We start from the raw sequence: 11967 nt of genomic DNA on the forward strand, positions 1-11967 counted from the left end.
CGGCCACGGCCGCGTGCACGCCCCGGCCGCCCGCACCCTCTCCGAGAGCACCGCCTTCCGACCCGCCCGAAGGGACCCACCATGACCAGCGTCGTCTCCGCCGACGGCACCACCATCGCCTGCACCGTGACCGGCAGCGGCCCGGCCGTCGTCCTCGTGGACGGCGCCCTGTGCCACCGGTCCTTCGGACCCGCCCAGGCGTTGGCCGAGCAGCTCGCCGGTCACCACGCCGTGCACACCTACGACCGGCGCGGCCGCGGCTCCAGCGGTGACACCGCCCCGTACACCGTGCAGCGGGAGATCGAGGACCTGGCCGCCGTCATCGCCGCCGCGGGCGGGACGGCGGCGGTGGTCGGCTTCTCCTCCGGCGCCGCGCTCGCCCTGCGCGCCGCGGCCGAGGGCATCGGCATCGGCCGTGCCGCCGTGCACGAGCCGCCGTTCAGCACCGAGGACGGGCAGCGCGAGCGCTTCACCGCCTACACGGCCGGGCTGGCGGCGGACCTCGCGGACGGGCGGCGGGGGGACGCGGTCACCCGGTTCATGGCCTTCGCCGGCGCACCGGAGCCGATGACCGAGCAGCTGCGCAGCTCGCCCGTGTGGCCCGCGTTCGAGGCGGTGGCGCCCACCCTGGCGTACGACGCCGCGGTCCTCGACGCGGCGCCCGGTGCGGGCGTCCCCACCGGCGTGCTCGCCGGGATCGCCGTGCCCGTCCTCGTCCTCGACGGGGGCGCCAGCCCCGAGCCGCTGCGCGCCCCGGCCCGGGCGGTGGCCGCCGCGGTCCCCGGTGCCGAGCACCGGACGCTGCCGGGCCAGACCCACGAGGTCGCGCCGGACGTCCTCGCCCCGGTGCTGCTGAAGTTCTTCGGTGCCTGATCCCGCGGTCCCCCCGGGCGGCCGTGGCACTCGGGGGGACCGCGGTGGAGGACCGGCGCCGGCCGCGTACGGCGGGGCGTACCGGGCGCCCGGGACGGATCGGGCGGAGCCGTGGACCCTGCGGGCGTGCTGCTCACCGCACCCGCCGCGGACCGCCGGGGGCGCGCACGGGGCGGGTGCCGACGACGACCGCACCGGCGCGCCTCTCCCGGCGGAGCACCCGCCGGGAGAGGCGCGCCGGTGCGGGTGGTTACTTCTTGCCCTGGTTCTTGACGGCCTCGATGGCGGCTGCGGCGGCCTCCGGGTCGAGGTAGCGGCCGCCCGGGGTGAGCGGCTTGAAGTCGGCGTCGAGCTCGTAGACGAGCGGGATGCCGGTGGGGATGTTGAGGCCGGCGATGGCCTCGTCGGAGATGCCGTCGAGGTGCTTCACCAGGGCGCGCAGGCTGTTGCCGTGGGCGGTGACCAGGACGGTGCGGCCGGCCGCGAGGTCGGGCACGATCGCGTCGTACCAGTACGGCAGCATGCGGTGGACGACGTCCTTGAGGCACTCGGTGCGCGGCCGGACCTCGCTGGGGATCTCGGCGTAGCGGGGGTCGGCCGCCTGGGACCACTCGGCGTCGTCGGCGAGGACCGGCGGCGGGGTGTCGTAGGACCGGCGCCAGAGCTGGAACTGCTCCTCGCCGAACTCGGCGAGGGTCTGGGCCTTGTCCTTGCCCTGCAGGGCGCCGTAGTGCCGCTCGTTCAGACGCCAGCTGCGGCGGACCGGGATCCAGTGCCGGTCGGCCTTGTCGAGGGCGATCTGGGCGGTGCGGATCGCGCGGCGCAGCAGCGAGGTGTGCAGCACGTCGGGGAGCAGGCCCTCGGCGGCGAGCAGCTCGCCGCCGCGCGCGGCCTCCTTCTCGCCCTTCCCGTTGAGGTCGACGTCGACCCAGCCGGTGAAGAGGTTCCTCTGGTTCCACTCGCTCTCGCCGTGGCGGAGCAGCACGAGGCGGTACGGGGAGTCAGCCATGGTCACAGCCTAGTCGAGGGATATGGGGTGGCACGGGGCCAGGGCCGGTCGGTAATCTTCGCCTACGACATACACCACTTACACGCCACCCGGTGGCGCGGTCCGCCGTGCCCGCCGTCCCCCGTACCGCCCAGGAGCCGCCCGTGTCCGCACCCTCCGCCCCCGGCGCCCTGCGCCGCGCCGTCGCCGAGACGGCCGGGGGCCTGCCCGGCAGCTTCTGGTGGCTGTGGACGAGCACCCTGGTGAACCGGCTCGGCGGCTTCGTCGTCACCTTCCTCGCCCTCTACCTCACGGCCGGCCGGGGCTACTCCGCGACCTTCGCCGGGCTGGTCGCCTCGCTGTACGGACTGGGCTGCGCGGTGGCCGCGGTCGTCGGCGGGGTGCTCGCCGACCGGGTCGGCCGCCGCCCGACACTGCTGGGCGCGCAGCTGGGCACCGCCGTCTGCACCGTGCTGCTGGGCCTGGCCGAGGGACGGGCGGAGATCGCGGTGGCGGCCCTGCTGCTGGGCCTGACCAGCAACGCCTCCCGGCCCGCGACCTCGGCGATCATGGCGGACCTGGTGCCGCCGCAGGACCGGGTGCGGGCGTTCTCGCTCAACTACTGGGCGATCAACATCGGCTTCGGGGTCTCGGCGGCGGTCGCCGGCCTGGTGGCCGCCCACGGCTACCTGCTCCTCTTCCTGGCGGACGCGGCGGCCACACTGCTCTGCGCGCTGGTGGTGTTCGCCAAGGTGCCCGAGACGCGGCCCCGCGCCGGGGCGGGCCCCGCCGCGGCGGCCGGCGGCTCCGCGGCCGGCGGCCCCGGGCCGGGGAACGGCACCGGCCTGGGCCGGGTGCTCGCCGACGGGCCGTTCATGGCGCTGGTGGGTCTGACGTTCCTCGTCGCCCTGGTCGCCCAGCAGGGGTCCACGACGCTGGCGGTGGACATGGGCGCCGCGGGGCTGTCGTCCACGCAGTACGGGCTGGTGATCGGGCTCAACGGGCTGCTGATCGTGCTGCTGCAGATCCCGGTGACGCGGCTGGTCGAGGGGCGCAGCCGTGCGGCGCTGCTGGTCGTCGGGGCGCTGCTGACGGGCTGGGGGTTCGGGCTGACGGCCTTCGCCCACGGGGCGGCGGCCTACGCGCTGACGGTGGCGGTGTGGACGGTCGGCGAGATCGTCCAGGCACCGACCAGCATGGCGCTGGTGGCGGAGATGTCCCCGGCGGAGGCGCGCGGCCGGTACCAGGGCGTGTACTCGCTCTCCTGGTCGGCGGCGTCCTTCGCGGCCCCCGCGGCGGGCGGGTTCCTGCTCGACCGGGCGGGCGGCGGCGCGGTGTGGGGGGCGTGCGCGGTCCTGGGGACGGCGGCCGCGGCGGGCTATGCGCTGCTGGTGCGCGGCCGCCGGGCGCAGGACCCCGGGCCGGTCCCGGAGCCCGTGCAGCCCGTGCGGGAGGTGCAGGAAGCGCTGGGGGCGGCGCCGGCCGTCGCCGGGGAGGCCGCGGCAGCCGGTACGGCCGCGGCAGCAGGTACGGCGGTGGGCTGAGCCGGGGCCCGGGCGGCGGCCGCGGGCGTCAGCCCCGGTCCGCGTCCGGGGCGTCGCCCGGCGCCGCCGAGGGCCCGGCGAGGTGGGTGAACGCCTCCAGGTTGCGGGTGGACTCGCCCCGCTTGGTGCGCCACTCCCACTCGCGCCGTATGGCGGAGGCGAAACCCAGCTCCAGCAGGGTGTTGAAGGGCTCGTCGGCGCTCTCCAGCACGGTGCCGAGCAGCCGGTCGACCTCCTCGGGGGTGACGGCCGCCAGCGGCAGGCGCCCGACCAGGTAGACGTCCCCGAGGCGGTCGACCGCGTAGGCGACCCCGTACAGGCGGGTGTTGCGCTCCAGCAGCCAGCGGTAGACCGCCTCGTGGTTCTCGTCGGGGCGGCGCAGCACGAAGGCGTTGACGGAGAGGGTGTGGTCGCCGACCCGCAGGGCGCACGTGGTGGAGAGCTTGCGGGTGCCGGGGAGCTTGGCGACCAGGGTGCGCGGGTCGGAGGGGCTGGGCTCCCACTCCACCCCCGCCTCGTCGAGGGCGGTGCGGAGGGTGTCCAGGGCGGTGTCGCTGCTGGTGGCCATGGGGCGACGCTACCGCGCCCTGTCCCGGCGGAGCCGGGAGGGCGCGCGGCCCGGTTCGGCGGCGCGTCGGCCCATCGCATCCGCGTACGCCTCGGCGGTCGCCTCGGCCGAGGCGCCCCAGCCGAAGCCGGCGGCGTGGCGGGCCGCGGCGGCGCCGAGGCGGTCGCCCAGGCCGGGGTCGTCGAGGAAGCGCCGCAGGGTGCGGGCCCAGTCGCGCGGGTCGTGGCCGTCGACGAGGAAGCCGGTGCGGCCGTCGCGGACCGCCACCGGGAGGCCGCCGACGGCGGCCGCGACCACGGGGGTGCCGCAGGCCTGCGCCTCCAGGGCGACCAGGCCGAACGACTCGCTGTGGGAGGGCATCACCAGGGCGGTGGCGGCGCGGTACCACTCGACCAGGTCGGCCTGGCCCACCGGCGGCTGGAAGCGGACGACGTCGCCGATGCCGAGCTGGGCGGCGAGCTTGTGGAGGCTCTCGGGGCGGGCCAGTCCGGTGCCGCTGGGGCCGCCGACCACCGGGACGACGAGGCGGTCGCGCAGGGAGGGGTCCTGCTCCAGCAGGACGCCGACGGCGCGGAGCAGCACGTCGGGGGCCTTGAGCGGCTGTATTCGGCCGGCGAAGAGGAGGACGGCGGCCCCGTCGGGCAGGCCGAGACGGGCGCGGGCGGCGGCGCGTCCGGCCCGGACGGCCGCCCCGACGGCGTCCGGGCTGCCGCGGCCCTGGTCGCGCGGGCCCGCGGGGCGGAACACCTCCAGGTTGACGCCCGGGTGGACGACGGCGATCCGGTCGGGGGACGCGTCGTAGTGCAGGGTCAGCTCGGCGGCCTCGTCGGCGGTGTTGGCGATCAGCCGGTCGGCCGCGGCGACGACCTGCGTCTCGCCGATCACCCGGGCCGGGGGCTCGGGGGTGTCGCCCTCGGCGAGCGCGGCGTTCTTGACCTTGGCCATGGTGTGCATGGTGTGGACGAGGGGGACGCCCCACCGGTCCGCGGCCAGCCACCCCACCTGGCCGGAGAGCCAGTAGTGGGAGTGGACGAGGTCGTAGTGGCCCGGCCGCTGCACGGCCTCGGCGCGCAGCACGCCGTGGGTGAAGGCGCACAGCTGGGCGGGCAGGTCCTCCTTGACCAGGCCCTCGTAGGGGCCGGCGGTGACGTGGCGGACCAGCACGCCGGGCGCGAGCTCCACGGTGGGCGGCAGGTCGGAGGAGGTGCTGCGGGTGAAGACCTCGACCTCGACACCGAGGGCGGCGAGGCGGCGGGAGAGCTCGACGATGTAGACGTTCATGCCGCCCGCGTCGCCGGTGCCGGGCTGGTGCAGCGGCGAGGTGTGGACGCTGAGCATCGCCACACGGCGGGGCCGCCGGGTGCGCCGGGCGGCGGCGAGCCCCTGGAAGGGGTGGAGAAGGGCCCGCTGGTGCTGAGCGCGCCGTACCGGCCGCGCAGGGGGCTGGCTCACCCGATGTCCTCCTGCTCTCTCCCCGACCGTGCTTCCCTGCCACCGGTGCCGCGCCTCCCGGGGGCGAAGGCGGCGCGTCCAACCGTGTAGCAACCACGGGGGCGGCCCACCGGATTCCCCGTGACCGAAACGTGACCCGGAGGAGGTCTCCGCCGCCCGGCTCCGGCGCCCTCCCCGCACCCCGCGCGGGACCGCGCCGCGACGCGCCCGGGCACGGCGGACGGCGGCGGGCGGGCCCCGCCCGGGAACCCCCGTCCGGGAGGCCCGGGCTGGGCTCCCGGACGGCAGGGGAGGGGGGAAGGAGGAGGGGGGAGGAGGAGGCGGCGCGGGAGGGGTGCGGACGCGCCGTACGCTGCACACCATGGCTCCCACCTCCCCCGACGGCATCCCGCGGGGCGGCCGCGGCCGGGCGGCGCGCCCGGTCGGCACGGTGACCCGTGGCACCACCAACCCCAACCGGCTGCGGCGCATGGACCGCTGGATCGCCGCGGCGCTGGGGCCGTCCCTGCGGCGGGCCGCCGCGCCGCCGACCGCGGTGGACCTGGGCTACGGGGCGGCGCCGTGGACGGCGGTGGAGCTCCACGCCCGGCTGGCGGCGGTGCGGCCGGACGTCAGGGTGGTGGGGATCGAGATCGAGCCGGACCGGGTGGCGGCGGCCCTCCCCCACGCCCGTCCGCCGGGGCTCACCTTCCGGCGGGGCGGCTTCGAGGTGCCGCTGGACGGCGGCGGGTCGCCGCTGCTGGTACGGGCCGCCAACGTGCTGCGGCAGTACGGGGAGGCGGAGGTCGCCGCCGTGTGGGAGCGGCTGTGCGGGCGGCTGGCCCCCGGCGGCCTGCTGGTGGAGGGGACCTGCGACGAGGTGGGGCGCCGGCACGTGTGGGTGGCGCTGGGGCCGGAGGGGCCGCGGACGGTGACCTTCGCGGCCCGGCTGGCCGGGCTGGAGCGGCCGGGGGAGCTCGCGGAGCGGCTGCCGAAGGCGCTCATCCACCGCAACGTGCCGGGCGAGCCGGTGCACGCCTTCCTGGGGGACTTCGACCGGGCGTGGGCGGCGGCGGCGCCGTACGCGGCGTTCGGGGCGCGGCAGCGGTGGGCGGCGGCCTGCGCCGCGCTGGCCGGGAGCTGGCCGCTGGCCGGGCCGCGCAGCCGGTGGCGGCTGGGCGAGGTGACGGTGGAGTGGGCGGCGGTCGCGCCCTGAGGCACGGGGGCGGCCGGGGCCGCCGGACGGGAGGGGGAGCGCCGCGGCCGGGTGCCGCGATTCACTCGAACGAGTTATCGATTGATACTGGCGTGTTGACGCCCCGACAGGTCACGATGGGAACATGCGCACGACCCCCAGGGACCCCCCGCGTGCCCCTGACGCCCGATCAGCCACCGGGCCCCGAAAGCCCCGCACGCACCCCGCACCGCTCCCACCGCCCGCCGGACGCCCCACCGGGCGGTCCGGACCCCCGCAGCACCCGGCCCTCCCCGGGCGCAGCGGCTCCGCACAGCCGCTACGCCTCCCCCGACTCCCCGAGCCCCCGCCACACCTGCTCGAACACCTCGAAGGCCGGCCGGTCGAAGAGCACGAACCGCGCCTCCGCCACCGCGGCGCCCGCACCCGCCACCGCGGTCAGCGCGATCCTCGCGGCGTCGGCCATCGGCCATCCGTAGACACCCGTCGAGACCGCCGGGAAGGCGACGGTCCGCGCCCCCAGCCCGTCCGCCACCCGCAGGGACTCGCGATAGCAGGAGGCCAGCAGCGCCGAGCCGTCGGCGTCGGCGCGGTGGACCGGGCCGACGGTGTGGATCACCCAGCGGGCCGGCAGCCGCCCCGCGGTGGTGGCCACCGCCCGGCCGACGGGCAGCCCGCCCCCGTAGTGGGAGGCCCGCAGGCGGCGGCACTCCGCCAGGATCTCCGGCCCGCCGCGGCGGTGCACGGCCCCATCCACCCCGCCGCCGCCGAGCAGCGAGGAGTTGGCCGCGTTCACCAGCGCGTCCACCTCCTGCAGGGTGATGTCACCCTGCACCAGCGTGATCCGCGTCACGGGGCACCCCTTCCGTCGCCCTGCTCCCCGCCCCCGGACCAGGCTATCCGCACCGGCGAGGAGGGTCCGGGTCGCCGGACCGGCCCGCCAGGCCCCGGGGCGGGCCCGGACGAGATCACGTTAAGGTCACGGGAAGATTCGCGGTGGGCGGCGCCCCACGGGTACCGCCCACCGCTCCCGGCCGCCGCCCGGCCGGGGACAGAGAGGACCGACTGATGCCCGCAACCGGAGACGAGCGGGACCGCCCCGCCGCGCCCCCGGCCGGCGCCCGCACCACCGGGGCCGACGCCGCCACGGCGGTCGGCCGCCCCCCGACCCGGCCCCGTCCCCGCGACCGCGGGACGGAGGCGCCGGCCCCCGCACCCATACCCCGGCCCCGCCACGGCTCGGCCTCGGACGCGGCCGCTCCCGCCCCCATCGGCCTGCTCGTGGTCGAGGACGACGCGGGCGACGCCCGCCTCATCGAGGAACTGCTCGGCGGCACCGGGCAGCCCTTCCAGCTGCGGTGGGCCCGCGGCCTGGAGCAGGCCGGACGGCAGCTCGCCGGGTCCGGCCGCGCCATCGCCTGCGTCCTGCTCGACCTCGCCGTCCCGGACGCCCGGGGGCTCGCCGGCCTGCGCACCCTGCTGCGGCGCGCCCCGCACACCGCCGTCCTCGTCCTCACCGGGGCCGCCGACGCCCACCTCGGCGCCGCCGCGGTCGCCGCGGGCGCGCAGGACTTCCTGGTGAAGCACGAGACGGACGGTCCGCTGCTCGCCCGGGCGATCCGGTACGCGGTGGAGCGCAAGCGGGCCGACGAGTCGCAGCGGCGGCTGGTCGAGGCGGAGCTGCGCGGCCAGGAGAACGCCCGGCTGCAGCGCCACCTGCTGCCCACGCCACTGCTGGACGGGTCCGGACTGGCCTTCCACCGCCGGTACCGGCCCGGCCGGCGCCGGGCCCTGCTCGGCGGCGACTTCTACGACGCGGTCCGCACCGCCGACGGGGCGGTCCACGTGGTGATCGGGGACGTCTGCGGGCACGGACCGGACGAGGCCGCGCTCGGCGTCGCGCTGCGCATAGCGTGGCGCACCCTGGTCTTCGCCGGCCTCACCGGCGAGGCCCTGCTCTCCACCCTCCAGCGGGTGCTGGAGCACGAGCGGCGCAGCGACGAGATCTTCGCCACCCTCTGCATGCTGGCGATCGCCCCCGGCGGCGACCACGCCGAACTGCACCTCGCGGGCCACCCCGCGCCGGTCCTGCTGCGGCCGGACACCGCGCCCGAGCTGCTGCCGGCCGACGAACCCGGTCCGGCGCTGGGGCTGGTGCCGGCCGGAAGCGGCCTGGACCGCTGGCCCGCGGTCCGGGTGGAGCTGGGCGCGGAGTGGGGGCTGCTGCTCTACACCGACGGCCTGGTCGAGGGCCGGGTCGGGGCGGGATCGCGCCGGCTCGGACAGGACGGGCTGCTGGACCTGGTCGCCGACCACCGGGCCGCGGGCGCGGCCCACCAGCAGCTGATCGACTCGGCGATCTCCGAGGTCGAGGAGCTCAACGGCGGCGCGCTCACCGACGACGTGGCCGTGCTGCTGCTGGAGCGCGGCCCCTCGGGCGGCTGATCCGCGGCGCGTGGGGCCGGAGCGCGGACTCCCCGGACGCGGAGACCCTGGATGCGGATGCGGATGCGGATGCGGATGCGGACGCGCCGGACGCGGGCGTCCGGGGCGCGGATGGCCCGGGTCCGCGCCGTCCGGATCGGGGGACGGGCCGGCGCGCCCCGGCGCGGCCGCCGACCGGGCGCACCTGGAGCAGGAACGCCCGCGGCCCGGTCCCCCCGCGAGGGGGGCCGGGCCGCAGGCGGGGCCGGATCCGGGTCACCGGGGCCCGTACGGGCCGGCGTTCCTCCGGTTGCCGCCGCTGCCGCCGCCGGACACCGCCCGCACGGCCGGCCGCACGTCGACCATGTAGACGATCGCGGCGACCAGGCCGGCCAGGACGAAGATGCCGAAGACGCTGTTGGTGAAGAGCAGGTCGAGGACGACCGCGAGGCCCAGGACGAGCAGCCAGAAGGCCTTCGTCTTCTTGTCGGCCGCCGGGTAGGCGTCCTCGCGGCGGACGGCCGCGTCGGCCAGTGCGACGATCTTGAAGACGATGACGCCCGTGACCAGCCACCACATGGGGTTGAGCCAGTCCAGGGACATGACGGTCAGGACTCCGGCTCCCACCGCGGCCTCCTCCGGTCCGAACTTCGGGTCTCCATCGTGGCACGGGCCCGGCCCGTCACGTGGTGAACGGACCGGGCCCGCGCCGGGTGCCCGTCCCGGCCGGCCCGCGGGCAGGTCCACCCGGACCGGCCCCGGGCCGGCGGGCGGACCGGCCGGCGGATCAACTGGTGGACGGCTTGGAGGACGCCGGCTTGCGGGCCGCCCTCGGCTTGGCGGCGGACTTCGCGGCCGGGCCGTCCTCCGGGGCCACGGCCCCGGCCACGCCGTCCGCCACGTCGGCGGCCTTCACCACGGCCTCGTCGACGACGGAGGAGGCCTTGGACTCGAAGGTCGCGCCCTTCTCCTCGATCTGCTTCGCCGTCTCGCGGCGGCCCCGGTCGACGACGACCTTGCCGCGCTCGGCCAGCTCGTCGTAGACCTCCTTGGCCTTGACGGCCAGCTCGGCCGCCCGGCCCACCTGCTGCAGGGCGAAGCCCTGGGCGCGCTCCTGCAGCACCTTGAAGTCGGTGGGCAGGGTGGTCACGGTCTCGGTGACCTTCGTCTGGGCCTCGGCCAGCCGGGTCTGGGCCTCCTGCAGCCGGGCCGCGGCCCTCTCCTGGGCGGCCTTGCGGTCCGCGGTGATCTCCTCGACCTTCCCGGGGACCTCGCGCAGCTTCTCGTAGGCGAGGTCGCCGGCGCCGGCGAGGGCGTACAGGGGGGTCGGGTCGGTCAGGGTCTTCTTGAGGTCGTCGGTGATCGGCATGAGGGGTCCTCCCCTGGTGTCTTGTGCGGACGACCGGTCAGTCGCCCGTGGTCTGCGCGGGCCCGCCGGGGCCCGGGTCCTGCTGCTGTCCGCGCCGCGGACGGTCCGCGCCGCCCCCGACGGTCGCGGCGGCCCGCAGCCGCGCGGCTCCGGCGCCGACGGCCCTGGCCGTCGCCACCGCCGTCTCCGCCGCTCCGGCGCCCGCCGACCCGTCCGGCGCCTCGGCGGCGTTCTCCTTGAGGAACGAGTCGTATATCGCGAGCAGGACCTGCTTCTGACGCTCGTTCACCAGCGGGTCGGCCAGGATCGCCGCCCGCAGCTCCAGCCCCGCCTCCTGACGCTCGTCGAGGATGCCGGCCTGGACGTACAGGGTCTCCGCCGAGATCCGCAGCGCCCTGGCGATCTGCTGCAGGATCTCCGCGCTCGGCTTGCGCAGCCCGCGCTCGATCTGGCTGAGGTACGGGTTGGACACGCCTGCGGCCTCGGCGAGCTGACGCAGCGAGTACTGGGCGTTCCTCCGCTGCTCGCGGATGTACTCGCCGAGGGAGCCGACGTTCAGTGAGGCCATGACTCCACCATGCACCCGGCTGCTAACTTTTGCAAGCACGCTGCTTGCAACTGTGTCGCACCCCACTGCACCGTTCCGGCGGGGCCGCCCGCTCCGGCAGGACTGTCGGGGCGGCCAGTTCCGGCGGGGCTGTCGGGGCGATGGCCTACCGTCCCGGCCATGACCGAAGCGAGCCATCTGGGCACCGTCCGCACGGCCTAGGACACCGTCGCCGCCGACTACGCCGGCCTGCTGCGCACCGAACTGGACACCAAGCCGCTGGACCGGGCGATGCTCGCCGCCTTCGCGGAACTCGTGCAGGCGTCCGGCGGCGGGCCGGTCGCCGACCTCGGCTGCGGCCCCGGCCGCGTGACGGCGCACCTGCGCGCCCTCGGCGTGGACCCCTTCGGCGTCGACCTGTCGCCGGAGATGGTCGCCGTGGCCCGGCGCGAGCACCCCGGCCTGCGGTTCGAGGTGGGGTCCATGACCGCCCTGGACCTGCCGGACGGCTCGCTCCGCGGCGCCCTGACCTGGTACTCGACCGTCCACACGCCGCCGGAGGTGCTGCCGGGGGTGTTCGCGGAGATCCACCGGGTGCTGGCGCCGGGCGGCCTGCTGCTGCTCGCCTTCAAGGCCGGGGACCAGGTCCGGCACCTGGAGCGGGGGTACGGGCACGAGCTGTCGCTCGACGCGTACTGGCTGCCCCCGACCGCGTCGCCGGACTGGTGGAGCGGGCCGGGCTCGCCGTCGAGGCACGGCTGGTCCGCGAACCCGACGCGCAGAAGCGTCCCCGCTCGGGGCAGCAGGCCTTCCTCCTGGCCCGCAGGCCGGAGCAGCCGTAGGCGTCCGGGGCTGGGCTCCCCCGCCACCGCCCCGGACGCGGGCCGGTCCCGTGCGGCGCCGGCCCTGACCGGGGGCGGTGCGGCGGCGCGGCGCGGCAGCGGGCGCACGGGTGTGCGGCGGGGGGGCCCCCCCCCCGCCCGGCCCCCCCCCCCACCCCCCCCCCGCGCCCCCCCCGGCCCGCCGCC

General features: G+C 77.3%; 11 protein-coding genes and 1 pseudogene. 5 read left to right on the top strand and 7 right to left on the bottom strand.

Annotation, left to right across the window (positions count from 1 at the left end; translation table 11 throughout):
* Positions 1-81 precede the first annotated feature (81 nt).
* The gene (locus ACFY07_RS17875) at positions 82-873 is read left to right on the top strand and encodes an alpha/beta fold hydrolase (protein WP_390869528.1); all 792 of its coding nucleotides are present in this window, start codon (positions 82-84) and stop codon (positions 871-873) included.
* Positions 874-1123: 250 nt separating this feature from the next.
* On the opposite strand, the gene ACFY07_RS17880 is transcribed toward ACFY07_RS17875, so the two are convergent.
* Positions 1124-1882, bottom strand: coding sequence for a phosphoglyceromutase (locus tag ACFY07_RS17880; protein WP_230746733.1), 759 nt, complete (start codon positions 1880-1882; stop codon positions 1124-1126).
* Positions 1883-2025: 143 nt separating this feature from the next.
* On the opposite strand from ACFY07_RS17880, the gene ACFY07_RS17885 reads away from it, so the two are divergent.
* A complete protein-coding gene (locus tag ACFY07_RS17885) occupies positions 2026-3405 on the top strand; it encodes an MDR family MFS transporter (protein ID WP_390869530.1) in 1380 nt (459 codons plus the stop codon).
* Positions 3406-3433: 28 nt separating this feature from the next.
* On the opposite strand, the gene ACFY07_RS17890 is transcribed toward ACFY07_RS17885, so the two are convergent.
* On the bottom strand, positions 3434-3973 hold the full coding sequence (locus ACFY07_RS17890) for a YbjN domain-containing protein (protein WP_230746735.1): 540 nt from the start codon (positions 3971-3973) through the stop codon (positions 3434-3436).
* Between the two features lie 9 nt (positions 3974-3982).
* Positions 3983-5425: a D-inositol-3-phosphate glycosyltransferase gene (gene mshA, locus ACFY07_RS17895; RefSeq protein WP_390869532.1), complete on the bottom strand. Its 1443-nt coding sequence runs from the start codon at positions 5423-5425 to the stop codon at positions 3983-3985.
* Positions 5426-5786: 361 nt separating this feature from the next.
* On the opposite strand from mshA, the gene ACFY07_RS17900 reads away from it, so the two are divergent.
* A complete protein-coding gene (locus ACFY07_RS17900; RefSeq protein WP_390869534.1) occupies positions 5787-6620 on the top strand; it encodes a class I SAM-dependent methyltransferase in 834 nt (277 codons plus the stop codon).
* Positions 6621-6918: 298 nt separating this feature from the next.
* Here the strand turns inward: ACFY07_RS17900 and ACFY07_RS17905 are convergent, their stop codons facing one another.
* Complete coding sequence (locus ACFY07_RS17905; RefSeq protein WP_230746737.1) at positions 6919-7452, bottom strand: O-acetyl-ADP-ribose deacetylase; 534 nt, start codon at positions 7450-7452, stop codon at positions 6919-6921.
* Between the two features lie 215 nt (positions 7453-7667).
* Here ACFY07_RS17905 and ACFY07_RS17910 point away from each other — a divergent pair, with 215 nt between their 5' ends.
* Positions 7668-9044, top strand: a complete 1377-nt coding sequence (locus tag ACFY07_RS17910) for a PP2C family protein-serine/threonine phosphatase (RefSeq protein WP_390869536.1) — start codon at positions 7668-7670, stop codon at positions 9042-9044.
* Positions 9045-9299: 255 nt separating this feature from the next.
* Here ACFY07_RS17910 and ACFY07_RS17915 read toward each other — a convergent pair whose 3' ends face one another.
* The 3 genes from ACFY07_RS17915 to ACFY07_RS17925 form a co-directional block, all read right to left on the bottom strand.
* Complete coding sequence (locus ACFY07_RS17915; protein WP_390869631.1) at positions 9300-9626, bottom strand: DUF2516 family protein; 327 nt, start codon at positions 9624-9626, stop codon at positions 9300-9302.
* Positions 9627-9810: 184 nt separating this feature from the next.
* Positions 9811-10392 carry a hypothetical protein gene (locus ACFY07_RS17920; RefSeq protein WP_390869538.1) on the bottom strand — a complete coding sequence of 194 codons (582 nt, stop codon included), beginning with the start codon at positions 10390-10392 and terminating at the stop codon, positions 9811-9813.
* Positions 10393-10429: 37 nt separating this feature from the next.
* Positions 10430-10960 (bottom strand): helix-turn-helix domain-containing protein, encoded by a 531-nt coding sequence (locus tag ACFY07_RS17925; RefSeq protein ID WP_390869540.1) that lies wholly within the window; start codon positions 10958-10960, stop codon positions 10430-10432.
* Positions 10961-11188: 228 nt separating this feature from the next.
* Here ACFY07_RS17925 and ACFY07_RS17930 point away from each other — a divergent pair.
* Positions 11189-11781, top strand: a pseudogene (locus ACFY07_RS17930) (class I SAM-dependent methyltransferase).
* Positions 11782-11967: the final 186 nt, after the last annotated feature.

Origin of the sequence: Streptomyces sp. NPDC001380, assembly GCF_042895785.1 — a bacterium.
In the GTDB taxonomy this organism is placed as follows: domain Bacteria; phylum Actinomycetota; class Actinomycetes; order Streptomycetales; family Streptomycetaceae; genus Peterkaempfera.

Coding starts and splice junctions, on each gene's coding strand:
- ACFY07_RS17880 (WP_230746733.1), bottom strand. CDS start 1,882: ATGGCTGACTCCCCGTACCGCCTCGTGCTGCTCCGCCACGGCGAGAGC.
- ACFY07_RS17875 (WP_390869528.1), top strand. CDS start 82: ATGACCAGCGTCGTCTCCGCCGACGGCACCACCATCGCCTGCACCGTG.
- ACFY07_RS17915 (WP_390869631.1), bottom strand. CDS start 9,626: ATGTCCCTGGACTGGCTCAACCCCATGTGGTGGCTGGTCACGGGCGTC.
- ACFY07_RS17910 (WP_390869536.1), top strand. CDS start 7,668: ATGCCCGCAACCGGAGACGAGCGGGACCGCCCCGCCGCGCCCCCGGCC.
- ACFY07_RS17890 (WP_230746735.1), bottom strand. CDS start 3,973: ATGGCCACCAGCAGCGACACCGCCCTGGACACCCTCCGCACCGCCCTC.
- ACFY07_RS17925 (WP_390869540.1), bottom strand. CDS start 10,960: ATGGCCTCACTGAACGTCGGCTCCCTCGGCGAGTACATCCGCGAGCAG.
- ACFY07_RS17900 (WP_390869534.1), top strand. CDS start 5,787: ATGGCTCCCACCTCCCCCGACGGCATCCCGCGGGGCGGCCGCGGCCGG.
- ACFY07_RS17920 (WP_390869538.1), bottom strand. CDS start 10,392: ATGCCGATCACCGACGACCTCAAGAAGACCCTGACCGACCCGACCCCC.